This window comes from Candidatus Methanodesulfokora washburnensis, from assembly GCF_003947435.1.
GTDB classification, from domain to species: Archaea; Korarchaeota; Korarchaeia; order Korarchaeales; family Korarchaeaceae; genus Methanodesulfokora; species Methanodesulfokora washburnensis.
On record NZ_RCOS01000099.1, the window covers coordinates 1 to 23848 of the forward strand.

Below are 23848 nucleotides of genomic sequence, written 5' to 3' on the forward strand. Positions count from 1 at the left end.
AGAGCTTGTGGAACTTCCATTTAAGAGACCAGATGCATTCAAAAGACTTGGAATAGAGCCTCCAAAGGGAGTCCTCCTTTACGGACCTCCTGGAACTGGGAAGACATTGTTGGCAAAGGCAGTTGCAAATGAGAGCGGTGCAAACTTCATAAGCGTTAAAGGACCTGAGATAATGAGCAAGTGGGTTGGAGAGAGCGAGAAAGCGATAAGGGAGATATTCAGAAAGGCCAGACAGGTTGCTCCTTGTATAATATTTATAGATGAGATAGACTCTGTGTTTCCGAGAAGGGGAGCAGGATATGCTGACTCAGGTGTCACTGAGAGGGTTGTCAGCCAGATGCTTACGGAAATAGATGGAATACAGGCCTTAAAGAATGTAATAGTTATAGGAGCGACAAACAGGCCAGATCTGTTGGATCCAGCTATTCTCAGACCGGGCAGATTGGAGAAGCTTATATATGTGCCACCTCCTGACTTGGAAGGAAGACACAAAATATTGAAAGTCTTGACGAGAAAAGTACCCCTTGCGAAGGATGTGGATCTGATGGCTATTGCTCTGAGAACAAATGGATTTAGCGGAGCGGATCTTGCAGCTCTGGTGAGAGAGGCAGCACTTAATGCAATGAGAGAGAACATAGATGCAGATAAAGTGAGTATGAGACACTTCGAGAGTGCATTAGATGTGGTAAAACCAAGCTTAACAGAGGAGATTCTAAATTACTTCGAGGAGGTCAAAAAAGCGATGAGGGCTATTGCTCAGGGAGAGCAGAGAAGTTTAGGATATATGATCTAGCATTATTTAAGAAATCACCTCATGACAAAAAGCATATATATAGCCTTTATGTGGGACATTACAGGAAAGCAATGGCGGGGTAGCTTAGCTCGGTAGAGCGACCGGCTGTTAACCGGTAGGTCGTGGGTTCAAATCCCACCCCCGCCGTCGAATTTTTGTGCTTGTAGTTTTCCTGAAGACAATTTTGATGCAATAATCTGATCTTATCCCTGTTCTCCTTGGTATATGCGGTATTCTTTGGCCTCAGCCCTAATTTTTCAGGTTTGTCAGCAGTTTCCAAAAAGTTAACTTTTGGTGTGGCGCTCGCACGATAAATTTATAAATTGAAAGATCTTGTCCTATTATGCCCGATATGTGGTGGTATATTAGCACCGAATGGGCATTGTACACAGGATGAGGGGAGTTTCCGTTGCCCCTGAAAGCCATCAATGAAGCTTTTGCCGAGATGGAACAGGTAGCGGGATGCTAACTACCCGACAACGGTAAAAATTGCCCGTGAGGGAGGGTTAATATTTTTAGCAAATCACACCTCTCTTGATCCTTATGAGAAAATTCTATGTAGTTAGTGAGGATGAAATAAAACAGGGTAAGGTTACAGATGTCTACTTTGTGAGAACAATGGAAGTCCTTAAGAAAAAAGGTCTGGCCTCAAAAAGGGTGTCCATGGAGATCTCAGCCAGATCTCTTCCCAACAACTGGTCTTGGGGGATTCTTGCTGGTGTGGAAGAGGTATTGAGACTTCTAGAGGGGAGAAATGTGGATGTATATACGTTGCTGGATGGAAGTCTTTTTGAAAAGGAGATGCCAGTAGCCAGAATAGAGGGCCCTTACGAGGAGTTCGGTGAGCTGGAGACGAGCATACTTGGCTTTCTCTGTAGTTTATCTGGTGTGGCAACAGCAGCGGCAAAGGTGAAGATGGCCGCTGGAGAGAAACCTGTTATCAACTTTGGGATAAGAAGAAACCATCCCGCTATAAGCTTGGCCATAGAGAGGGCCGGGATCATAGGTGGGCTGGATGGCTCCTCTGGCATACTGGTAAAAGAACTCGGAATAGAGCCCTCAGGCACAATGCCTCATGCTATGATAATTCTATTTGGAAACCAAGAGGATGCTTGGAGGGCATTTGATGAGATAATACCTGAAAACGTTCCGAGGATAGCATTAGTGGATACCTTCTGGGACGAAAAGACTGAATCAATACTTGCAGCTGAAACTCTAGGAAGTAGATTAAATGGGGTTAGGCTGGATACTCCCGGGTCGAGAAGAGGGAACATGGAGGAGATAATAAGAGAGGTCAGGTGGGAACTGGATAGAAGGGGTTTCCATAATGTTAAAATATTTGTATCAGGAGGTCTGAATGAAGAGACTGTGAAGAAGTTCTCTGAGGCAGGTGCAGATGCTTTTGGAGTTGGTACTAGGATATCAGGTGCAAAACCAGTGGATTTTGGAATGGATATCGTAGAGGTCGAAGGGAAGCCTATATCAAAGAGAGGAATATTATCAGGTTCAAAAGATCTGTACATATGCGATGAGCATTTGGTCTACAGATTTGTTCCCAGAGGAGAGCATCCTCCAGCCTGTCCTATCTGCAGAGAAAAGATGAGATACTCATATGTAAAGGCAATGGAGAACGGAAGAATAACAGTAGACTTAAGACCAGCAATAGAAATAAGGGAGGAAACTAAGAAGATTCTAAGGAAACTCAGAGAGCTTGGAAGAGGGTTCTAGATAGCTAGCAATGAAACAGAATAGTTTAACTGCTTCCAACAAATATGGGCCTTTTGCTCAGTCTTTCCGGGACATTGATGCGCCTGAATGGCATGCCTTCTGTGTTTTCCAGTATCTCTTTTACTAGATCATCAGGAGTTGTGTAGTAATCAGCCCCATCAGATCTTCTTCTAACCCTTATCTTTGACATCTCCTCCTCAGCGGCACCAACAACTACGATATAGGGTATCCATTTTCTCTCAGCATCCCTTATCTTATGGGATAAAGTCATCTCCCTGTCGTCTAGATCTGCTCTGACCCTATCCTTAATGCTATCCAGAATCTTCTCCGCATATGCTAAATGCTCTTGAGAGACAGGGATTATCCTCACTTGCGTAGGCGACAGCCATAACGGGAGCATGGGTTTCTTCCCTTTCTTTCCCCTTTTTGCTGCCGTCTCCAGAACAGCATATATGAGTCTCTCAATGCTCCCCATTGATGTGTGCACTATTATCCCAGGTCTTCTCTCACCTTTTTCATCTATGTAAAATATGCCATATCTGGCAGAATCTTCCACATCCAACTGCACTGTGCTGAGCTGTGCATTCCCTCCTGTCGAGTCCACAAACTGAAACTCATGTTTCATTGCCCAATAATGTTTCATTTCAGGAAGTATCTCTATAAGAGCTGATTTTCCAGATATTCTAAGCATATCAATTATCTCAGGCTTGAGCTCCTCATAAAATCTCTCAACTACTCTGAAGGCAACAACGTACTCTATCCCCAATTCTCTCAACAAGTTATGGTACTTTTCATAATACATCTTGTAGACCGAGATTCCCTGCTTCATATCTCTTGCAAACGTGTGTATATCTGGCATTGTAAATGCTCTGAGTCTTCTCAAGCCCACAGCTTCTCCCCTTTGCTCAAGCCTGAAAGATGGGGATATCTCGTAAAAGCTAACTGGAAGATGCCTATAACTTATGTTCATGTCCTTCATCATCTCAAAAAGTCCAAAATCCCCTGCAAATCTGAGTATAAGCTGGTTGTTGTCCACCTGTATTGTGTACATTCTCTCCCTGAACTTAGATGCTTGTTCAGCTATAGCTGGCACATCTAGCCTGTACATGAGGGGAGTCTCTATCTCCATTGCTCCAATTGAAATAGCGACATTCAAGGCGAGTTCCTCTATCAACCTCTTAACTAGTGTTCCTGCGGGATAAAATCTGAAATGTCCTATATCAGAAGATCTCTCATAATCCACAAGCTCAAGTCTTCTCATCAATTCTATGTGGCGGGGTTTTTCACCGGATGGAACTTTCCCAAATACTTCATTTCTGATGAATATCTTTAATTCCTCATCTGCGATGCTATCCAGATCTCCTATCTCCTCCTCTCTTCCATCAGGATGCAATATGGCGAATCTTCCATGCTCTTCTGCCTCTTTCTCCCTCTCAGCTTTTCTTTCTCCGGCTCTTATCACTCGAAGAGATTCGGAGAGTGGATGTCCTTTCACCTTTATCTCAAACTCCTTATACCAACCAATTGGTGCAATTGCTACAGAAAAATTCTCCTTTTTCAATGATTCTGCAAAGAGATTCATTAATCTTTTTGCCTCATAAAATGGAAGCGGATTTTCTGTCAGATGAACCCAAGGATAAACAAGCAGAGATGTGGTTCCAACTCTAGAGGAGACATCTTTTATATCCTCTATGGCAAGAGAAATCTCTTCCTCAGAATCCCCTTTTTCAAACGATGTGAAAAGCACTAAAAGATCTGAGAATTCTCCTTCTCTGTTTTCAGGTTCCTCAGCAGCCTCAACAGCTTTTTGCCTAACTCTAAATCTGAAGAAATCGCTATGAAGTGCTAGTATTCTCACCTAATCACCCTTACTCCCTCTAGTGAGACCTTAGCTGCAAAGGAAGGGTAGCTTGCTGATAAGTTTTTCGCCAGTACTTCAGGATTCTCTGACAGACCTATAACACATCCTCCACCACCTGCTCCTGATAGCTTAGCACCATATGCACCAAGCCTTCTCATGGTCCAAACTATCTCATCCAACACATAATTTGACACTCCAATAGCACTCAGAAGACCATGATTTATGTTCATAAGCTCACCAGCCCTCACTAGATCTCTCTTCTCTATGGCCTTTCTTCCCTCTACTGTCAAAGCAGAGATGGCATGCATTATCCTATCCATCACATCTCTGATCTCATTATATCTCTTGGATACCATTGATACAAGTTTCTTAGTTTCGCTTAGCAGTCCAGAGCAGGATATTACAATTGAGAGGTCATCCTTTGAATCTATCCTGCTTACCTCCATGTTGCCATCTCTCCACTCAATCCAGACCAGCCCTCCTAGAACAGCACAAGCGGGACCAGTCTTGCTGGCTCTTCCGTGAATCCTTCTCTCAAACTCATAGACTATGTCAAGTAGAAGATATTTTTCCGGACTTTCTCCTACCAAACTAAGGAAAGCTGCAGATATAGCTGCTGATACGCTAGCAGAACTCGCCATTCCACTGTTAACTGGGACATCAGATGATATCTCAACTATAAGCCCTTTATTAAACTCGTACCTTTTCATTAGATCTCTAAGCCCATATGCTAATGGGAGAAGAGGGTTCTCTTCAGGCTGCTCTTCATCATATCTCCATCTCAGACCTTCAGGGAATCTGTCGGATCTTATCTCTATGATCCTATCCTCTACCTCAGTTACTCTTGCTCTTGTTTTGACATCTACACTCATTGCAAGGGCTGGAGATCCATACAGGACAGCATGCTCCCCATATAAGAATGCCTGAGAGGGTGCAATTGCCTCTGAGAATTTGGGCATACACTAGCATAGCACCATGAAATTAAAATTCTACTCTATGACCCCAGTGTTTCTAGCAAGTTTCTCTGCTGCACTTCTAGTTAGTCCGCTCTCTCCCAGTATTGTATACCTGTTTCTTATTCTGTGAGCTATTGTTAATGCATTTATGACATCTTCCCTTTCTATCCCAGCATCAGAAGCTTTCACAGGAGCCTCTGCCTCAACTAGCTTATTTCTTATCTTTTTCCAGTCTTGACCCTGCAGATAGGCCATCATTATAGCTCCAATTCCGACCTGTATTCCGTGAGGTGCACTTTTTCTTCCCTTCTCCATTGCTATTATGTCTAAAGAATGGCTGAAAAGGTGCTCACTTCCGCTTGCAGGTCTAGAACTTCCTGCTATGCTTATAGCCACCCCGCTCCCTATGAGCGCCTTCACAAGCAATCTCGTCGACTCCTCAAGACCGGGTTTTATCTCTCTTGAGTGATTCATTGCTATCTCTGCACTAAGAAGGGCCATGGAAGCTCCATACTCGCTATAAGGCTCATCTTTCAGCTTGTACGCTAGCTCCCAGTCCCTGACAGCAGTTACCTTTCCTATAAGATCCCCGAAACCGGACTTAAATGAGATACTAGGAGCATTCTTTATTATATTAGTATCAGCTATTATAACAGTGGGAGATTCTGTCTTAGCCCACTCCTCTCCCATCTTTTCCTCTATTTTCTTGGAGAGAAGAAAACTTATAGAGGGCGAAGCTATTCCATCATGGCTGGGAGATGTTGGGACAGATATATATCTCACGCCATTCCAAGCAGCTGTGATCTTGGCAACATCAAGAGGTCTTCCACCACCAACTCCCAGTATTATATCTCCTCTGAACTCCTTAAACCTCTGATCACACCTCAAAACATCCTCTATATCCCCTTTTTTGGCGGAAAATATGTCAACAAAAAATCCATCAAGCTCCAGAGTAGAGGCAACATCATCGGCTATCTTTCTTGTAATCTCCCCTCCTGTTACCAAAAAAATTCTTTTTCCAAGGGTCAAGTAGCTAAGGACATTGGAAATCTTCTTAATCGCTCCTGGTCCGAAAAATATATACCTTGGGCTCTCTATTACCTCTAGCCTATCCTCAATCTTGCTTATTCTCATTATCTTGCTCAATATCAATTCCCCGGATCTCTGGAGAGAATGCTTTTAAAACATTATATCTAAACTAATGATAATAAATAACACGACTTGTGCCCTAGATAGAGTTTAAATCCTGAATAAACATTCTCGGTCAAAAGGTGAAATGATGTCGGCTGGAAGTCTTATCAGCGACAGGAAGTTGATAATAGCCATAATAGTAGATCTGATACTGGCATTTCTAGTGATTTCTCCCCTAATTTATGGCACGTCTCCTGTGAAAATAAAGGTAGATCCTGATGTGGTTCCTCTTAACTCTATTTACACTGTGAACATAGAATGCCCTGCGGGGATGAGTGGGACTGTGGAGATCGTCTTTGGCCCTACGGAGAAATTGATGTACTCAAGGGCTATAAGCGGCAGTACTGTTCTCTCTCTGAATGCCTCAGAGGGGGCATATTCAGTAGGATTATATATCGTCAGAGTAAAATCTTCTGAAGGAAAGTTTCTGGCTGAGAACACATTTTCAGTGATATGGGGAGAAAATCTGAGCGTGAACGCATTCCATGGACCTATCAGAGTAGAAAAAGGGAATTACTCAGCTGATGTTTTTGTTGAAGTTAAGCTGAAGAATGGATCTCCTGTCGAGGATGCCACAGTTTGGGCATTTTCTGTGGAACCTAATCAGGATATATCACCATTTCCAGCAAAAACCAACAAATCAGGTATAGCAGTTCTCAGATGGAGCACTGCAAACCTGACGGAGAACAAGACTTTTCACCTAAAGTTTAATGTAGCAAAACCCGGTCATCATCTGGCCTCAGCAATGCTTGAAATCGAGATAACGGTTAAAAAAGAATAGACTACTGCTCAAGCGACATTAGAGGACCGAATTCCCCTCTTCTTATTGCATCTAATTTTTCTCTCAGTTCCTCCTCCTTCACCTTACTGAAAAGAGGCCTTACCTCCGATATCCTATGCCCTCCAAGAACTTCATCGAAGGCATTCTCATATCCGACTTTGTGCACATCTCCCTCCAGATTAAGCATCCTCCATATTTTCTCAGCGGTAAATGGCATAAACGGTTCTATGTATATTGCTATAGTCTTTATTATCTGAATAGCCGTTTTCATAATGATGTCAGCTTCTTTTCTGTTCTCCTTGTACTTCCTCCAAGGCTCGCTCTCATTTAGGTATTTATTTCCTATTCTTGCTATGTCCATAACCGATCTAAGGGAATCTCTCAATTTGAAGGACGAGAGTTCCTCCAAAGATCTTTCTGCAGTTTTATAAACCTCCTCCATTATGCCATCAAGAGGAGCCTCTGGAACCCTGCTTTCATATCTATCCCTGAGAAATATCAGGGCTCTGTGGACAAAGTTCCCAAGTATGTCGTTTAACTCGTTATTTATCTTCATAACAAAATCCTTCCAAGAGAAGTTTGAATCTCTTGTCTCCGGTCTTATGGCGATAAGATAGTACCTCCAGTAATCGGCCTCAAGCAGCAAGATGGCCTCATCGAGCCAAACACCCCATCTTCTTGACTTGGAAAATTTGTCTCCTTCATAGTTTAAAAATTCGGTTGAGCTCACATTGAATGGCAGGACATATCCCTCCTTAGATGCCATTATCAGAGCTGGTAGTATGATTACATGAAATGGTATGTTGTCCTTTCCTATGAAGTAAACAGATTTCGTGCTTTTCTCCTTCCAGAACTTGTTAAACTCATCCGAATTTCCAGCTCTCTCAAAATACTCCTTTGTTGCAGAGATATAGCCAAGAACAGCCTCCATCCATACATATATAGTCTTGCCCTCTGATCCAGGGAACGGAGAGGGTATACCCCACTTGTTATCTCTTGTCAAGGCTCTGGGTTTTAGTCCCTCTCTTATCATGGATAGGGACATGCTTCTTGCATTTTCCGGCAATGAGCTAGTGCTGTTTATGTACTCAACAAGTTCCTTCTCTAGCTTGGGAAGATCGAAGTACCAGTGCTTCGTGGATCTTATAACAGGTCTCTCCCCGCAGATTGCACATCTTGGATCTATTAGATCAGTTGGATTCAACAGCCTTCCGCACATCTCACACTGATCTCCCTTAGCTCTCTCATATCCACAATAGGGACATTTTCCCTCCACAAATCTATCAGGCAGGAATATCCCATCCTTCTGACAGAAGAGTTGCTCGCTCTCCCTTTCAAAGACGTATCCGTTTTCGTAGACCTTCATGTAAAATTCTCTGACAAAGCTTATATGCGTTGAGCTTTCTGTTCTAGTATAGTTGTCAAAACTTATTCCATATTCATTTATCAATTTCAGAAAGTAGTTATGCATTTTATCTGTTAGCTCTTTCGGGCTGATTCCCTTTTTCATGGCCTCCACTTCTATCGGAGTTCCGTGCTCATCAGAGCCTGATACAAAAACCACCTCTTCACCAGCCTTTCTGAGGTATCTTGCATATACATCAGCGGATAAAAGCTGCACAAGAGTTCCCAGATGAGGAACTGCATTTATATAGGGCCATGCGCATGTCACTATCCATCTTCCCATTTAATCACCCTCCTCCTGCTGGTTCTTTTGACAGAAAAGCTTTATCACACGATTTATCACATCTGTTGTTGAGTCGTTTTCGCTGGAGAACTTTCCAAGACGGATTATCTCCGTGCTTAATCCCCTCTTTTCAAGCTCTTTTCTTAGCCATTCTTCTTCAGCCCATTGATCGTATCCAAGCACTATTATATCGGGTTTCTCCTCAATTACAGGCTTTAAGGGATCTCTTTCATCCCCTAGTACTACTTTATCCACTGGCTTGAGATTTTTTACAACAAAAAGCCTTTCATCTTCCCTCAAGATTGGCTTTCTTCCCTTAAATTTCACGACATTAGAGTCCCTTGCAATTATCACAACAAGCTCTCCTTCCTCACCGGCTATTTTCTTCGCCTCGATCAACAAGGCTATGTGACCTGGATGGATTATGTCGAATGTGCCTGCTGTTAGTACTTTTCTCCCCATACACCTCTCCACCTTCTCAATAGGAGCAATCGTTAATAAATGGTTACACTAAGACTCATGTGATGGATGATCTGACATCATGGCTTCAAAGCCTGAGGGAACCGCCCTTTAAGATACTTACTCATGGAGAAGACTTAGATGGTGTTTTCTCCGGGTCACTGGCAATAGCTGCATTTAATGGGGAAGTAGAGCTGGAGTTCATGGCCCCAGATGAGAGCAAAAACTCAATGAGAACATTTGATGTTACCATGGATCTCCCTCCGCCAGCGGGAAGGACAGCGTTATTTATAGATCATCATGCATCAAATTCTAACCTGCTCGACAGGGCAGATATCTCTATTTTTGATCCCTCTGCCCCATCTTCTGCCTATCTCGTTAAAATAAGTCTCCTTAAAGATTATTCTCCATCAGATCGTCTTGAAAAATCTGTAGATTTTGTCTCCAGAGTTGATAGGGGTGAGATGGACGAAAATGTAGCGAAGTTCTCCGTTGTAATAAGAAGGATCTTCAGAACAAGGAGAAAACTCCTGAGAGATATGGCAAAGGAATTGCTTGAAAAGCTTCCTTCATCTGGTGATGATCTTTTATCGCTCAGGATATTTGAGAACGAGTGGAGAGCTGTGGAAAGAGAAGTAGGAGAGCTTTTAAACTGGGCGAATATACTTGAGGAATTAAGGCTGGAGAAAACAGCTCTGATAATGGATTTAAGGGGGTATCCAGGATATATAATACCATATCTTCTTTATAAGGCTAGAAACTCCTCCGATCTTGTTATAACAATGACAGAAGGGAAAAATTCAAACATAAGGGCTTCTGTAAGGAGTTCTGATGGATCCCTCATATCTGCCTTGGAACTGGCCTCTAGGTTCGGTGGAGGTGGTCACGAAAGAGCTTCAGGGATGCTCATAAGGGAGAGTGATATCGAGAACATAGCTAGACTGCTGGGAGAGAGGGGCATTTCAATAAAGGTGATCTCCCCCGCTTTTCAGCAGGAATCCTTCTAGAGGCTACCTGATGAAAGTTTCTCCTTTCCTGCCGGAATTGTTCTTTCCATCTTTCTGATGAAGAAAGAAGCCACAACAAATGACAATCCGACTAAGAGGAATACATAACCGAGGTACCAGTAATCTTCTGTTGATGTAGGAAGACCTGCAGGAGAATAGGTTGGAGTCAAGTTTTCAAGGAGAAGGCCATCCTCTCCGTAGATCTCTATTGGACTGGCAGAAATATTACATATCCTTATATTTTCGGATGAGCCCCCTTTTACATATACCTTCCTAGTTTGGTCCCCAATATTTACATAAAAATATGAATTATCCCCCTTGTTTTCTAGGGTGACTGAGATACAGTTCCCGCTGAAAATGGCTGATGCAGATACCCTCTGCATAATCTCCTTCTTTATTGTCATCTTAACCTCAAAGATGTATCTATCCGGAGCATCCCTCTCATTATAGTTGTACCACGATAGGTGGTTTCTGCTGGCATTGGTCGGACCCTTTGCAAAGCTAGGTTCCCATCTATAGGATATGAGCTCAGCTCCTTCGGAGAAGCTGAATCCCATATAGTCTATCCAGCTCCTAGGATCCCTTTCAGTGAAGCTATCCATAACTGTTATTTCATATGTATCATTGGCTTTCCTCACAAAATCGGTGGAGTTCAGGTAAACAAGGACTTTAATTGAGAGGGACCCCTTGTATTCTGAAAGCCTTCCGGTGTTAAGAGGGTCGCACACTACACTCTCATTTCTGAGCAAAGTAGAATGCATTATAACTTTATATATAACAGAATCAGGTCTTTTTGAGAACATGAGAAGTATATACTGTATCATATCGCTTTCATCTTCCTTCATCAGGTTGACCAGCGTAGCATTATCCATGAGGCTTCTTCCCTCATAGTCAAAAGGATGTTGTTTTGCCTCAACAAGGACGGTTCCATCCCCTCTGAACTCCAGCTCAAAGTTTAATGCAGTCCAAAACCTAGGCTGTGCTCTCACTTGGACTATACTTGGAAAAATCAGCAGGATAAGCATGAGAAACATGAGAAGATTTTTCATTTATCCCGCCCCTATGAATTCAAACTTCACATAAAGCACATCGGAAAAGCTCGGTAATACAAAATCCTCAAGCTCAGATCCTCCAAACTTAGTGCTCTCCGTTCCATAAACTATATGCCTCCAAGAGTAGTCTCCAAGCTTTGGCTTAAATCCCTCTAAGAGTTCAACATCCACCCATCCCCATGGTCTTAAGTAGACCTGAGACCATGCATGTCCTCCCCAATGAGGTAAAGCCTCAGTAAAGTTTTCTCTTGTCTCATTCAGCCAGTAAACAGTTCTACTCATGTTCTCCAGCAGGAAGCCGAAGGCCATTCTTGCAGGGATTCCAGCTATTCTAGCCAGAGTTATGTACACATCAGCTACTTCGCTGCAATCGCCTTTTAACACAATTCTCCCTCCCTCATATACTAAGCTTCTATCAGATCCCAATCTGACTGGCAGCGGGATATAATCTATCATGGATGCAAGTTTTTCTGCTATTTTTTGAGATATTGAGACAGGATTGTCATCATTTCCTACTATACTTCTGAGAAACTCGATAAGAGTGCTGTTATATGTATCCCAGTAGAGAGTTTTTCCTGTGTATTTCTCTGATATGTCCAAGCTCGGCCATTTGGCAATATTATAGTTGAAGTTTATTTTATAGGATTTTACTACAACTCTAAAAGTGGAGTTTATCCACTTTCTCTCCTTCGGCTCCATAGAAAAGCTCAGATATGCAATTGTGTTGTTATTATTGTCTCTTATCATTATAGGAGCTGGAATAAAGCTGATCATGTAGGAACTCTGATATGTTGAGTTCTGAGGGATCGCTATATAAACTGTCTCATTCACAGTCCTGTTATTTCTGTTCTCCAGTAAAATGCTCTCTTTAATAGTGTAATTGAAGAGTTCTATCGAAACTCCGAGATCTGAAGGGGTTTTTTCCAAGACATTTCTGCTGAATGTAAATGAGGAGACGATCATAATAACTCCTAACATGAGGACGAATAGATGTAATTTTCCAACAGTCATCAAATCATCCCAGCATGCCAAAAGTCGGGGCGGGGGGATTCGAACCCCCGACCTGCCGGTTTCTGTTGGAGCGACCGCTGACGGAGACGCGTTAGCGTCCATCTACAGCCGGCCGCTCTACCTCTAAGCTACGCCCCGATCAGTTAATCCTGCATCTAGCCAATATTTATATCTTTCTTTCATTAATCAGAACTATATCTCTGCTCTTTCTTTTATAACTTCAAAGTATGGATTAACTAAATGAGGCTTTCCCTCTCCATAAACTGAGACAAATTCTCTTATCTCCTTGAGATCCTCATCCGTCAGCCAAGGATATTTTACCGTTCTGAAAATTGTATAAGGAAGTCTTGCTGCTATTTTCACCGATCTTATAAAGTCATCAGGGCAAAATCTAGCTCTTATAGTCCTTTCATACTTATCCTTGCTAAAAGGAGGAGCTTTTATATCTATAGCAAAGCCATCCACATGATCTGCTATTAATTCCAAGACATCGGGAAGAGAGCCGTTAGAATCAACTCTTATGGGCAAATCGCTTCTTCTCTTCCTGATAAGCTCTATTAAATTGAGAAGCTTTACACCATGCAATGTGGGCTCACCGCCTGTTATTATCACAATATCGATGATGAAGTTGTTGTCTAGCTCCCAGAGCAGTTTTTCTGGCGGAACCTCACTAAATCTTCCCTCTGCTATGTCTCTGTTATGACAGCCAATACAGTTGAAGTTGCAGTATGGCAGGTAGATGTTCAGGGATATTCTGTTTGGATGATCTATTGTGGATGTCAACAGAGAGGCTATCTTCGGTAACTCTTTCATCAGAAATCCCTCAGGTAGCTCTCCACATCCTCCTTTCCTATTATCCCTCGTGTCACCCAATCAGCTCTCCTGGAATCCTGCCATATGTTCTCCTCCCCATCATATATGCCCTCTGATAAGTCCCTTCTTTTTATTCTCCTAGCAATAGGCCTGAAATAACCCACAACTCTTGAATAAACTGTTGTATCATCACTGTGACAGCTGGGACAGATTAAATGTTCCCCGACGAATCTCTTGCCACAGCTATTGCACATAGTCAAAGTAGGGGTTATAGTCATGTACTTTACTGGGTAATTAATGAAAATGGATTTTATTAACTTCTTCTTGACTAAAGGATCCATCTTTTCCCCGAGAAAGAGGTGAAGGACGGAGCCTCCGGTTGCATAGTTCTGTGTATGGGCTGATACATAAACCAGCCTCGATATATCCCTTTCGCTGAAGGGAGGCTGGAATCCTGAGGTGAGTATCGGTCGATTTTCCGATGCTGATACATATATATCAGGTATACTATTCCATTCATTTATCTTCCTGCTCACAATATCCCTGAACATCTTAAACTCATGATGTTTCTCTCCTCTCAACCATCTCACAAACTCAAGATCCTTTCTTGCTAGGTAACCAGCAGCTGTCTCCATTGGGGCATATTCAAGGTTCCACGCAATGCCATCCGTCTCTTGGAATTCCCTTAACCTCTCCAGAATGTGACTTGCGACTCTTCTCGCAATCTCAAGCCCTTCCTCGCACATAACCCCCTCCTTTATTCCGAAGTTTATAAGCCCCTCGTGTCCTCCTCCCAGCGATACAGTGTTAAAATACGTGTTCAGTGACTTATCGACATAGTAAAAGAATGTAGGATATAGCTCCTTATGCTCCAGTATGAACTTTCTTTTCCTGTTAAGGGCATCTCTGGCCATGTCCAGCAGTAAATCCAAGTGATCAAGCAGGGAGCCCAGATCACCTCTGTGAAGGTATGCAAGCCTGTTGAAGTTCAGTGTTATAACGCCGATGGAACCAACTCCAGATACATTTCCGAATATGGAACCTGTATGGGGAACTTTCATGAGCTCCTTTAAATCCACCTGAAATCTGCAGCAGAAGGATCTTTGGAGTCTTGGATCCCTTATTTCCAGATTATTCACTTTCTTCTTCCATTTCTCATCGGAAAAAGGTCTTTTTAAGTAGTTCTCAAAGTAGATTCCTCCAAAACTATCCATAAGATCTAGAAGTCTGTCCAGCACCTCTGATTCCCAGTTAAGATCATCTGTCACATAAAGTGTTATGAGGGGAAACGTCCATGGCTTTCCCTCTGCATCTCCCTCTGACATCACCTCGAAGAAGGCCATATTCACTTCATCATACAGCTCCTTTGGAAGATCGCCAAAAGTCTTAGGATTTGGCTCAAAACTCCCTCCTATAATTATTGGTTCCTCTAGGAGAGCTGGAGCAGGTCCTCCTATTGTTACAGTCACGTTTGTAAATGGAGAGTTTCCACTCCTGAAATCTAAGTTCACATTATAAACAAATGATTGAAATGCATTCTTAACATCCTCGTATTTCAGATCCTTTCCCAGCTTCTCCCTTTCATACCAGACATAAGCAGCAGCAACTGTTGTTAAATCATTAAGAGCAACAGCACCGGATACCTCTTGGCTTATCTTGAGTATAAAGTTTGCTGCTTGATCGAGAAATGTCCTTAGGTGGCGGGGTGGTCTTGATTTCACAGAGAAATTGTTTAAGGATTGAAGACCATGTTTCATTATATCCAAGGCTGAGAACCCGGCACAATATGGGCTGAGCTGGCTCATCTGATGATGGTACCACCAGCCCTCCTCGTGAAGCATTCGCTCCTCCTCGGATATAACTCTTTTCAGGTAGAACTCTCTCTGAACAAAGCCTGAGAGTATGCCAGCAAGAGAGGGGAGAGAGTATATGAGATTTGCATTATGTCTACTCACATCATCTTTTTTCAGGTATTCTTCTATAATAGAGAAGAGCTTAGCCTCAAGCTCGTCCGATCTCATAAAAATCATGGATGGATTATCCATCCAATATTTAAGTGTTTTCTTTATCTTTCAGGTCTGAAGTTCTTCAGGTGACTGAAAGTCTGTGATAAACAGAACTCCAGAGCGTATGCTCGTTCTGAATCCGCATTTTTCACACAATATCTCCCCAGAAACTACTTCCTCTTGAATGCATCTAACGCATTTATCCAACGAGATGTCCTTACTATTTGTCAGGGAACAATAAGAGCTACAAGGAGGAGCTTTTATTTTCATCTTAGTTTCCACGTTTCTCACTTCATGTTCTACCAGCAGGAGAGGAAATTCACCACATCTTGGGCAAACAAGCAAGTCTAAAGCCCATCTTCTCATGAAATCATCTCCAGTACAGCTGGTATTTCCCTCCAACTCTTAACAGCAGCATCGGCCATTCCTGATCTGCTTTCTCCGAATAAAATAGCCTTCATTCCAATAGCTTTCGCTCCTTCAATATCCTCTTTTTCGCTGTCTCCTACCATGACAGCTTCCTCGGGTCTTAGACCAATTTGTCCAAGAGCTGCTAAAAATATCCTTCTGTCAGGCTTTATCCATCCAATATCTTGGGATGTTAAGACTGCTCGAAATAGAGGAAGAATTCCGTCTCTTCTGAGTTTTTCCACTATCATCGGACTGTAGGTACAGTTAGATACTATCCCTAGAAGATATTTTCTGCTTAAAGACTCCAAAACAGACTTAGCATGGCATCTCATTACAGTTAAGTTGATGAAAGGCCAGGAATATCCTTCTAAATGTTTCTCAGAAACCTCCTCTTTTACTCCAAGTGCATTTAAAAACTCCCTTATCTCAACTTCTGCTGGCACTTCCCTCAGCTCTGTACTCCTTCTGTAATCCATCTTACTTCTTATCTCGAGAAAAATCCTCAAGGCATTTTCATCAGCCTCTATTCCTGAAGCTCTTGCAACTCTTCTGGCTCTTTCTATTTGATACGATCTCTCATCCACTATTTGGACGTAAAGAGTGTTCCAGAAATCTATCAGGATCCCCTTTATCATCCCTAAGACATGGAAAAGGATAAATATAACGGTTAACTAGGCCCGTCTATGACAAGCGACCACATGTATGAGGTTCCCATTAAAAAATCTGAAAGAGCGATTAAGGTGGATAAGGAGTACAAGGAAAAACTCAAGTCAATTTATGGAGATAAATTCATCTCTAAGTTTTCCAAGGACAGCTTGGAATGTCCGATAATGAAAAAGGAAGTGAGCTTTCTCATATGCTTGGGATGTAAAAACTTTGTCAGAAGATTTAAGGGAACTGTACATTGCAAAGGAATGCCTCTTTGATTACCTTCTTCTCGAGATCCATACTGAGATTATGGAGGATGCTAGGGCTATCATTACAGCTAAAATAATTATGTAAAATACTGTTTTCCAGTAAAGGTTAGCTTCCTCCTGATATGCTGGGGTCACATTCTCCCCTGAAGGGATCACAAGAGCTTTCGGGGCTCTTGTCAGCTCTGCTCTAGGGAGAAACGCAGTGCTGTAAAGGAATATTCCGCTTATGGCAATGGTTATCATGAGCGAGACTAAAACAGGTTTGGTATAATCAAAAATTCTGTGCCTCTCAACCTTTTTTCTCCTAGGAACAGCTTCCTCAACCCTAGGAGCCACTGATATCACGAAGCGATTTGAGGTTAGCTCATAGAGTTTCTTTCTTCCATGCTTTCCTGGAATATCTCCTGCTACTCTGACAAAACCGGATTCAACAAGCTTGGATAGATGAAACATCACCGTGCTTATAGGCAGGCCTGTTGACTCCGATATATCCCCTGCACTTTTAGGTCCAGTCGATAGAGCCAATAGTATAGTCCTTCCGGTCTCACTTGAGAGCACTGATGCTAGAGCGCTTAATCTGTCATCCTCTATATGAAATATCTCCTCCATTGATTTAGTGCATGTTGTTGCGAATAAAAACCTTTTTTATTTGTTTCCAAAATTCCTGAACCAATTTAAAATGATCTCAGCAACGGGCAAAAGATCCTTGTAAGCCACTATATAGTCTGCCAGTTCCACTAGCCTTCTAGATCTCGGGTTGAAAGCTATTCTCAAACCCACGGGAAGCTCAAACATGCTCACATCATTCTCCCCATCCCCAATAACTGCAATTTTGTCCAATGGAACAGCCATATCTCTTGACATCTTTACAAGGATGTCTCTTTTATCAAAACCTACCTCCACCTTAACTCCTTTTATCAAATCATTCTCCAGTATCATTCTATTTATTTTTATGAAATCTAGTTCTATGTTCTCCAATGAGCTCAGGACCACGTCTATCCCTGAGCTTATCACACCTACTGCTATACCAGATCTCCTCAGCAAATTGACAGCCACATCCGCATTTTTCATAGGTTTAATGGTAGCCTTAACTTTCTCTGCAAGATCTTTCATGCTGACCCCGATCCAGAGGGCTACGTCTCTCTCTGCCCATTCCTCGTATGAGATTTCTCCTCTAGCATAGAGCTTCATATTTTCCTCAGCAGCTTTTTCAGTCCCCAGTATCCTATGTACCAATCTCCATGAGCTGTCTACATCGATAAACGTTCCGTCTAGATCGAATACGGCTACGGCTCTCTTCTCCTGCATGCCAGTAGTTAGATAGCCCGTTATATATCAACCTTCCTGTTGAAAAAGAAGGATCGGGAATTTAGGTCAATCCAGTAAAACACTTGCCTCAGCCTTATTCTTAGAGCAGGTCTCCCATGAATTTCCTAAAAATTTCTCAGAAAACGATAAAAGCCCTGCCGTTATGAAAGGAAAAACTTATCTTTATGATAAGGAATCACCTCATGATGTACGGGTGACTAAGCATGGTAAGCTTGATGCAACTAGGAGGACAACAGGACTGGCTCTCTTGGATTTTATTCTTTGTATTCATAACAATTCTCCAGCTCTATGCCCAAAAATTCCAGATATGGAAATGGATGAACGATATTAGCAATGCTCTCTCTCGGCTTAAATCCTATGTAAACGACGCATCTAATATGTTTATAGAGGAAGCATCAAAGCTTGGTGTGTCAAGAGAGGAGGCGGATAAAGGACTATCCAAGCTGAGAAGTTTCTTCGTGATAGAACCAGTGAGCCTTGATCCAACTGGGTTGATAAAGAGACTAGAACACATAATAGATGGCTATCAGGATTTCCTGCAGAGGGAGGTATCAAGAATGGCACCTAAAGCTGATGAAAATAAAAAAGCCAATCTTAGGGATCAAGTTGAGGGGATAATAGTCCTAGATCAGATATATCGTGTGGTGAGGCATTATCTCATACTGGGAAAGAGAACGCAAAACTGGATATACATTGCACAAATACAGATGATGCTGCCCGAGATTCTTAGGATAGCAAAGGCCTACTGGAGAGCTGGGGAGGCTTTCAGGAGAGGGTTGCCAATAGGAGACAGCATAGGTCCTTTAGTGGCCTTAAACCTGATAGGCAACGCAGAAGTGAAGGAGATAGCTCCAGATGTTGTCGGGGCAGAGATAGATATAGAAGGAAGGAGGGTTCTTGTAGTAAAAGCTAAAGGACCCGGAGGAAATGTGGGCAAACCTGGAGAGGCCATAGAAAGGGTAATAGAGTCCAGAAATGGAAATATAGCCAGGATAATAATGATAGATGCTGCTGCAAAACTTGAAGGAGAGCCAACAGGAGAGATTGCTGAGGGGGTTGGGGCAGCCATAGGGGATCCAGGACCAGAGAAGTGGAAAATAGAGCAAGTGGCCACAAAATACGGCATACCAATAGATTCTATAGTGATAAAAATGGATCAACTTGAGGCGATAACGGTCATGAGGCCTGAAATAGCTAAAACAACTGAGGAGGTTGTAAAAAGGGTGAAGGAGGCCGTAGTTACTAGAACTAGGCCGGGAGACTACGTAATAGTTGCAGGAATAGGGAATTCAATAGGAATTGCGAACAGAGAGGAGGAAATGAGGATCTCCCCTAGCGAAGTGGGACAAGAAGGAGGAGTAGCTGCATAGAGGTGAGATCTCTATGTCGGAGGAGAAACACGGAGAAAGCTACATGATAGTGTTCTTCTTTATAATATCCATATCGGTGTTGCTGGGAGTAGTTTTAATATGGGTGGGTCTTCAAGGAGCCTCATCTGGAAGCCTGAACTCAATGATACAATTTCTACTCGGAATAACAACAATAGCAGTAGCTGCAAAAATGATGTCAGATCTGATGGAGACAAAGAAGAAGGAAAAGGAGCACAAATACGACATAGTGACAGTCCTTCAATGTAGAAGTTGTGGCACGAAAATGGAAAGGCCCACAAGAGATGGAGAATACGTGGGGATGGTGGCAGGAGAGAAATGTCAGAAGTGTGGTGCAAATTCTATGATAATACGCTTTATATACTGTAAAACTCCGCTGGAGCAGTCGGTGGACTGAATGTTCAGCTTAAGAAAGAAGATAATTGTAGTTCCATGTGTCGTGGTATTCAACAAGGATGGAAAAATCCTTCTATTGAAAAGAGGAGAGGAAAAGACGAACAAAGGAAAGTGGGAAGTGCCCGGAGGTGGAATAAGATTTGGGGAAACTCCAAAACAGGCAGCTCTCAGGGAGCTGTGGGAGGAGACCGGGTTCGCTCCAAGATACTCCGACTTAATACCAGTAGATTCATTTGGTATAACTTATAGGGATAGAGTAGAGTTCATAATACCCCTATACGCAGTAAGAGTGGACGGAGATCCTGTGTTAAGCCCCGAGGAACACAGTGATTGGGGATGGTTCTCATTAGATGAGATTAGAGAACTTGAACTAAAATCTGAAACAATGAAGGGAACCTACCTCATGGCGAAATCGGCAAAAGAAACCTTAGAAAAACTTGGAATTTAATTTTAGCAGAAATTAAAAGGTCAGCTACCCCTGGGAACATCATCCCTCCCCTTGGTCAATCTGGGGTGGTAACTTCATCCCAAGATATTTTTCAGCTGGTGTTCTTAAGCATCTCCTGAAAATCCATATATAATTGTATAATTGAGATTCATCCCCAGTTTCCAAAAGTTAACTTTTAACCCTTGTATGTATATCTCGCACGATAAATTTGTAAATTGGAAAATCCTGTCGTGCCCGATATGTGGTAAATTAGCATTGAATGGGCACTATACACAGGATGAGTTTCTGTTGCCCCTGAAAGCCGCCCATGAGGCTAATGCTGAGATGGAATGGATAGTTATATAACTATCCAGCAACGGTTAATATGGAAGACGTTCTAATCAGTTCTTATGCAGAGAGAGAACAACAAAGTTATTCCTAGAGTTTTAAAGGGGAAAGAGGCTTGGAAATTTGTCGCCTCTCTTGAGAACAGAACAATGGATATAGAGATCTTTAAAGAGGCTGTCATTCAAGTTATAAGAGCTGTGAGAAATAATGGAGATGAGGCAGTAAGGGAATACACCATGAAATATTATGGGGTTGATATACCGCCGGATGAGTTCATGGTCTCAAGGGAAGAGGTGGAAAATGCCTTCGCCCAAGTAGGGGAAGAGGAAAAGAGGGTTATAGAAAAAGAGATAGAGATTTTTAAGATGTTTCATGGGAAGCAAAAGCCTCAAGATATTGTTGAACTGAGCAATTATGGAAAAATTAGACTAAGATGGGTTCCTATAGGCAGAATTGGCATTCATATACCTGAATATTCAGATGCGACCTATATATCCACTCTGATCGCTCATGCTGTTCCTGCAATTATAGCAGGAGTTGATGAAATTGCTGTTTTCACACCTCCTCTTGAAAATGGGGAGGTTAATCCTCTGTTGCTTGCAGCAGCAAAACTTCTTGGCATAAGAGAAGTATACAGAGTAGGCGGGCCGATAGCGGTAGCAGTAATGGCGTATGGAACTCAGTCTATACAAGCTGTCGATAAGATATTCGGTACTGGTGATAACTATTTCATGGCCGCAAAGCAGCTAGTTGCCCAAGATACAAAAATTGATATGCCATCCGGTCCATCAGAGAGCCTAATAATAGCGGATGAATCATCTGACTTAGAAAAGGTAATACTAGAGCTCATATCTCAGGCAGAACACTTTGATTCCACGGTTATTCTTATGACTGACAGCGAGGATTTAGCAAATAGTGTTATCGATAGACTTGAGAGGTTCTCAGTTGAGATCAATCATCCAGTAGTTTTTGACAATATAAGGAATACTTATATATTAGTATTTGATAACATCGATGATATAGTGGAGGCAGTTAATGTGGTCTCTCCAGAGAGGGTGTCGGTGTTTACATCAAAATCTGAGCCTATTGTTGAGAAAATAAGAAATACAGGAGCTATATTCATAAACACGCCAAGTGCATTCGGCGATTATGGTATAGGGATGAATCAACAGCTTCCATCAAACGGGTTTGCCAGAGGTTTTGGTGCTTTGACAGTACTAGACTTCATGAAATCATTATACGAGATAGAGCTAAATAATAATGGAATTGATGATATAAAAATAATTGTCGAGAGAATGGCATCATTGGAGGGGTTTCCACTACATGCGAAAGCTATAAGAGAGTTCTGAACATACAGGATAATCTAAAGTCTCCATTTTCTCTCTGTATGCCCTTCTTTGATGAGATCATCTCTAGTTGCCCTAGCTAGGATGCTTGCGGCAGCTACTGTAGGGTAGTTCTCATCAGCTCTCTCCTCTACAACAAGCGAAGCGCCAATCTCCTTTGCTATTGGCTCTACAGCACTAAGTATTTTTGTCCTGTCAAATGCATCGATTATTATCCTGTCAACTCTAACTTCTTTCGTGACTTTTATGATGGCTTTCTTATGCCATTCAACTAGAAGATCATTGAGATTTCCTCTCTTCCATGAGGAAAGAAACTCCTCTGGCTCTATAACCTCCAAATCAAGGGAAATGCACTTGCTCTTTATTAGATTCCTCATTATAAACAGTCTTTTCTTTGGAATACTCTTTGACTCCATAAGACCCATTGTTCTAAGCTCTCTCCTGGCATTGCCATCTAGGACAACGGCAGCCACGACTATAGGTCCTTCAATCTCCCCTTTTCCTGCCTCGTCAGAGCCCACTTCTACTGCTTCATCCTCCAGAAGGGAGGATGATATTATCGGCATGACATCTTGGTGGTAGACAACAACACCGCTTTTGTAAACTATTATCTGGGAATCTCTTACCTTGGCCCTGAAGATCTCATGATCACTCAGCCCGCTTGAGATGCAGTTCATGTCCTCAAGAAGCTTTTTCAGTCTCTCAATTTCATCCGGCTTTAGTTTTGTGCTTAACTGCTCTTTTGGCATAGATAACTCCCCCGATTACAACGAGCGCCACTAGGATGTAAATATAGTAGGGATATCCGACAGATATGCTCCTCTGGATTTTCTCCGTCCTCTTAGGAGTACTCTCTCCCTCATCAGTCCATGATGCCCAGATGGAGATGCTCGTGGACCTTTCCACTCTGAAGCTGATCTTCCGGTTTTCTGCATAACCAGACGGCATATCCCCTATTCTGAATGTATTGAGGATCCCATTCTCCTCTATGTGTACTTGAACATTTTTTGCAGTAAAAGCGGAGGGATTGGAAATCTTCATCGTTACGGAGGCATTCTCCCAAGGAGTTATCCTGTCAGTTAAGGATATTATCTCCAGCGATATGTTAGCAGGTTTTCTTACAGATACATTCCTGCTTATATGAATCTCCTTCTGCTTTCCGTCTGCAAAAAAGCTTATGCTGACATCCAGACTGTAATCACCAGCGGGGGCATCTGCAGGAATTCGAAGCTGAAAGGGTATTTCTGCACGCGCAATTTCATAGAAGAATTTTTCCAGTATATTTTTGCCTTGATAGCTTATCTTCACACTCACATTGTCCAAATTTATGGCTGGAAGAGGATTCATGACAGCTATTGTCAGATTCCCCTGAACAATCTGAGGAGGTATCACATAATATCTGTCCAGATTGAGGTATACAAAGGGCGAGAACTCCTTTACGTAAACATAGCCCGTGCTGACTGCTCTTACCTCTTTTATCGTTCCATTGGGATATTGAATAGTTGCATTTATCAAAACAGTTATGCTTTTTTGTCCCTCGGCTTCCCACGCAGGAACTCTTGCGATTATGCTTACCCAAGCTTCGATAATTTCATCCCCTCTGTTGACCTTGGCGGTCCTGTTGTCCACCCAAACACCCCTGCCATACAGGGAATTACCCTTTACATCATAACCCCATATCTCCTTTGATGTTGCATTCCATTCATTCGGAAGTATGAATCTAACCTGGAAGCCTAAAAGCTTGTTCTTTGATTCCGGGCTTCCAGGATAAGACTTCACTATGTTGAACATAACAGTAATGGTCCCTCCTGCATAAACTTCTGTTGGCCTTGTTGATACGCCCATATATTGTGCCCTTAGGGGGATGAATTGAGTCAGCAGAACCAAAAGTATCAGCAGCAATGCACATCTGATGCTCATATGATATCTTGATGAACCTTT

At 42.4% G+C, this 23848-nt stretch carries 24 protein-coding genes and 2 tRNA genes; 10 read left to right on the forward strand and 16 right to left on the reverse strand.

All coding sequences use genetic code 11. The features are described from left to right. The 3 genes from D6D85_RS08140 to D6D85_RS08150 all read left to right on the forward strand — a co-directional run. A partial coding sequence (locus D6D85_RS08140) for an ATP-binding protein (protein ID WP_125671562.1) occupies nt 1–793 on the forward strand: 793 nt, incomplete at its 5' end. A 73-nt stretch (nt 794–866) separates the two neighbouring features. Continuing rightward, nucleotides 867–940, forward strand: a tRNA-Asn gene (locus tag D6D85_RS08145). Nucleotides 941–1336: 396 nt separating this feature from the next. Next, nucleotides 1337–2521, forward strand: a complete 1185-nt coding sequence (locus D6D85_RS08150) for a nicotinate phosphoribosyltransferase (protein ID WP_125671563.1) — start codon at nt 1337–1339, stop codon at nt 2519–2521. Between the two features lie 25 nt (nt 2522–2546). Here the strand turns inward: D6D85_RS08150 and D6D85_RS08155 are convergent, their stop codons facing one another. From D6D85_RS08155 to D6D85_RS08165, 3 genes are read right to left on the reverse strand one after another with little or no spacing between them, the layout of a single operon-like run. Beyond that, complete coding sequence (locus D6D85_RS08155; protein ID WP_125671564.1) at nt 2547–4379, reverse strand: threonine--tRNA ligase; 1833 nt, start codon at nt 4377–4379, stop codon at nt 2547–2549. After that, a complete protein-coding gene (gene mvk, locus D6D85_RS08160; RefSeq protein WP_125671565.1) occupies nt 4376–5341 on the reverse strand; it encodes a mevalonate kinase in 966 nt (321 codons plus the stop codon). Before mvk ends, D6D85_RS08155 begins: the two co-directional genes overlap by 4 nt. Nucleotides 5342–5371: 30 nt before the next feature. Next, a complete protein-coding gene (locus tag D6D85_RS08165; RefSeq protein ID WP_237558798.1) occupies nt 5372–6484 on the reverse strand; it encodes a sn-glycerol-1-phosphate dehydrogenase in 1113 nt (370 codons plus the stop codon). Nucleotides 6485–6617: 133 nt separating this feature from the next. On the opposite strand from D6D85_RS08165, the gene D6D85_RS08170 reads away from it, so the two are divergent. Next, nucleotides 6618–7310 (forward strand): hypothetical protein, encoded by a 693-nt coding sequence (locus D6D85_RS08170; RefSeq protein WP_125671566.1) that lies wholly within the window; start codon nt 6618–6620, stop codon nt 7308–7310. A gap of 1 nt (nt 7311) precedes the next feature. On the opposite strand, the gene metG is transcribed toward D6D85_RS08170, so the two are convergent. Both metG and D6D85_RS08180 read right to left on the reverse strand, forming a co-directional pair. Then, nucleotides 7312–8997, reverse strand: coding sequence for a methionine--tRNA ligase (gene metG / locus D6D85_RS08175; RefSeq protein ID WP_125671567.1), 1686 nt, complete (start codon nt 8995–8997; stop codon nt 7312–7314). Beyond that, complete coding sequence (locus tag D6D85_RS08180) at nt 8998–9459, reverse strand: adenylyltransferase/cytidyltransferase family protein (RefSeq protein ID WP_125671568.1); 462 nt, start codon at nt 9457–9459, stop codon at nt 8998–9000. Between the two features lie 62 nt (nt 9460–9521). On the opposite strand from D6D85_RS08180, the gene D6D85_RS08185 reads away from it, so the two are divergent. Further along, a complete protein-coding gene (locus D6D85_RS08185; protein ID WP_125671569.1) occupies nt 9522–10463 on the forward strand; it encodes a DHHA1 domain-containing protein in 942 nt (313 codons plus the stop codon). On the opposite strand, the gene D6D85_RS08190 is transcribed toward D6D85_RS08185, so the two are convergent. The 7 genes from D6D85_RS08190 to D6D85_RS08220 form a co-directional block, all read right to left on the reverse strand. Further along, nucleotides 10460–11512 carry a hypothetical protein gene (locus tag D6D85_RS08190; RefSeq protein ID WP_125671570.1) on the reverse strand — a complete coding sequence of 351 codons (1053 nt, stop codon included), beginning with the start codon at nt 11510–11512 and terminating at the stop codon, nt 10460–10462. The two genes, D6D85_RS08185 and D6D85_RS08190, sit on opposite strands and share 4 nt — an antisense overlap. Continuing rightward, nucleotides 11513–12526: a transglutaminase-like domain-containing protein gene (locus D6D85_RS08195; protein ID WP_125671571.1), complete on the reverse strand. Its 1014-nt coding sequence runs from the start codon at nt 12524–12526 to the stop codon at nt 11513–11515. Nucleotides 12527–12550: 24 nt separating this feature from the next. Beyond that, nucleotides 12551–12664, reverse strand: a tRNA-Tyr gene (locus D6D85_RS08200). A 54-nt stretch (nt 12665–12718) separates the two neighbouring features. Then, entirely contained in the window at nt 12719–13339 is a 621-nt protein-coding gene (locus tag D6D85_RS08205; RefSeq protein WP_161969769.1) for a radical SAM protein, read from the reverse strand. Next, on the reverse strand, nt 13339–15360 hold the full coding sequence (gene nrdD, locus D6D85_RS08210; protein ID WP_125671573.1) for an anaerobic ribonucleoside-triphosphate reductase: 2022 nt from the start codon (nt 15358–15360) through the stop codon (nt 13339–13341). The genes D6D85_RS08205 and nrdD overlap by 1 nt, the downstream gene beginning before the upstream one ends. A gap of 51 nt (nt 15361–15411) precedes the next feature. Next, nucleotides 15412–15711 carry a Trm112 family protein gene (locus D6D85_RS08215; protein WP_125671574.1) on the reverse strand — a complete coding sequence of 100 codons (300 nt, stop codon included), beginning with the start codon at nt 15709–15711 and terminating at the stop codon, nt 15412–15414. Then, nucleotides 15708–16391, reverse strand: a complete 684-nt coding sequence (locus D6D85_RS08220; protein WP_125671575.1) for an HAD family hydrolase — start codon at nt 16389–16391, stop codon at nt 15708–15710. Before D6D85_RS08220 ends, D6D85_RS08215 begins: the two co-directional genes overlap by 4 nt. A 48-nt stretch (nt 16392–16439) precedes the next feature. Here D6D85_RS08220 and D6D85_RS08225 point away from each other — a divergent pair, with 48 nt between their 5' ends. Further along, nucleotides 16440–16682 (forward strand): hypothetical protein, encoded by a 243-nt coding sequence (locus D6D85_RS08225; RefSeq protein WP_125671576.1) that lies wholly within the window; start codon nt 16440–16442, stop codon nt 16680–16682. Here D6D85_RS08225 and D6D85_RS08230 read toward each other — a convergent pair whose 3' ends face one another. Further along, entirely contained in the window at nt 16683–17282 is a 600-nt protein-coding gene (locus D6D85_RS08230; protein ID WP_125671577.1) for an ArsR/SmtB family transcription factor, read from the reverse strand. A 36-nt stretch (nt 17283–17318) separates the two neighbouring features. Further along, nucleotides 17319–17981: an HAD-IB family phosphatase gene (locus D6D85_RS08235; protein WP_125671578.1), complete on the reverse strand. Its 663-nt coding sequence runs from the start codon at nt 17979–17981 to the stop codon at nt 17319–17321. A gap of 224 nt (nt 17982–18205) precedes the next feature. On the opposite strand from D6D85_RS08235, the gene D6D85_RS08240 reads away from it, so the two are divergent. From D6D85_RS08240 to hisD, 4 genes are all read left to right on the forward strand, one after another. Continuing rightward, nucleotides 18206–19372 (forward strand): DUF1512 domain-containing protein, encoded by a 1167-nt coding sequence (locus tag D6D85_RS08240; RefSeq protein WP_125671579.1) that lies wholly within the window; start codon nt 18206–18208, stop codon nt 19370–19372. Between the two features lie 13 nt (nt 19373–19385). Beyond that, a complete protein-coding gene (locus tag D6D85_RS08245) occupies nt 19386–19787 on the forward strand; it encodes a hypothetical protein (protein WP_125671580.1) in 402 nt (133 codons plus the stop codon). Next, nucleotides 19788–20234 (forward strand): NUDIX hydrolase, encoded by a 447-nt coding sequence (locus D6D85_RS08250; protein WP_125671581.1) that lies wholly within the window; start codon nt 19788–19790, stop codon nt 20232–20234. A 389-nt stretch (nt 20235–20623) separates the two neighbouring features. Then, a complete protein-coding gene (hisD, locus tag D6D85_RS08255; RefSeq protein ID WP_125671582.1) occupies nt 20624–21910 on the forward strand; it encodes a histidinol dehydrogenase in 1287 nt (428 codons plus the stop codon). Nucleotides 21911–21924: 14 nt separating this feature from the next. On the opposite strand, the gene D6D85_RS08260 is transcribed toward hisD, so the two are convergent. Both D6D85_RS08260 and D6D85_RS08265 read right to left on the reverse strand, forming a co-directional pair. Next, entirely contained in the window at nt 21925–22656 is a 732-nt protein-coding gene (locus D6D85_RS08260) for a hypothetical protein (RefSeq protein ID WP_125671583.1), read from the reverse strand. Continuing rightward, nucleotides 22616–23827, reverse strand: coding sequence for a hypothetical protein (locus D6D85_RS08265; protein ID WP_125671584.1), 1212 nt, complete (start codon nt 23825–23827; stop codon nt 22616–22618). The genes D6D85_RS08260 and D6D85_RS08265 overlap by 41 nt, the downstream gene beginning before the upstream one ends. Nucleotides 23828–23848: the final 21 nt, after the last annotated feature.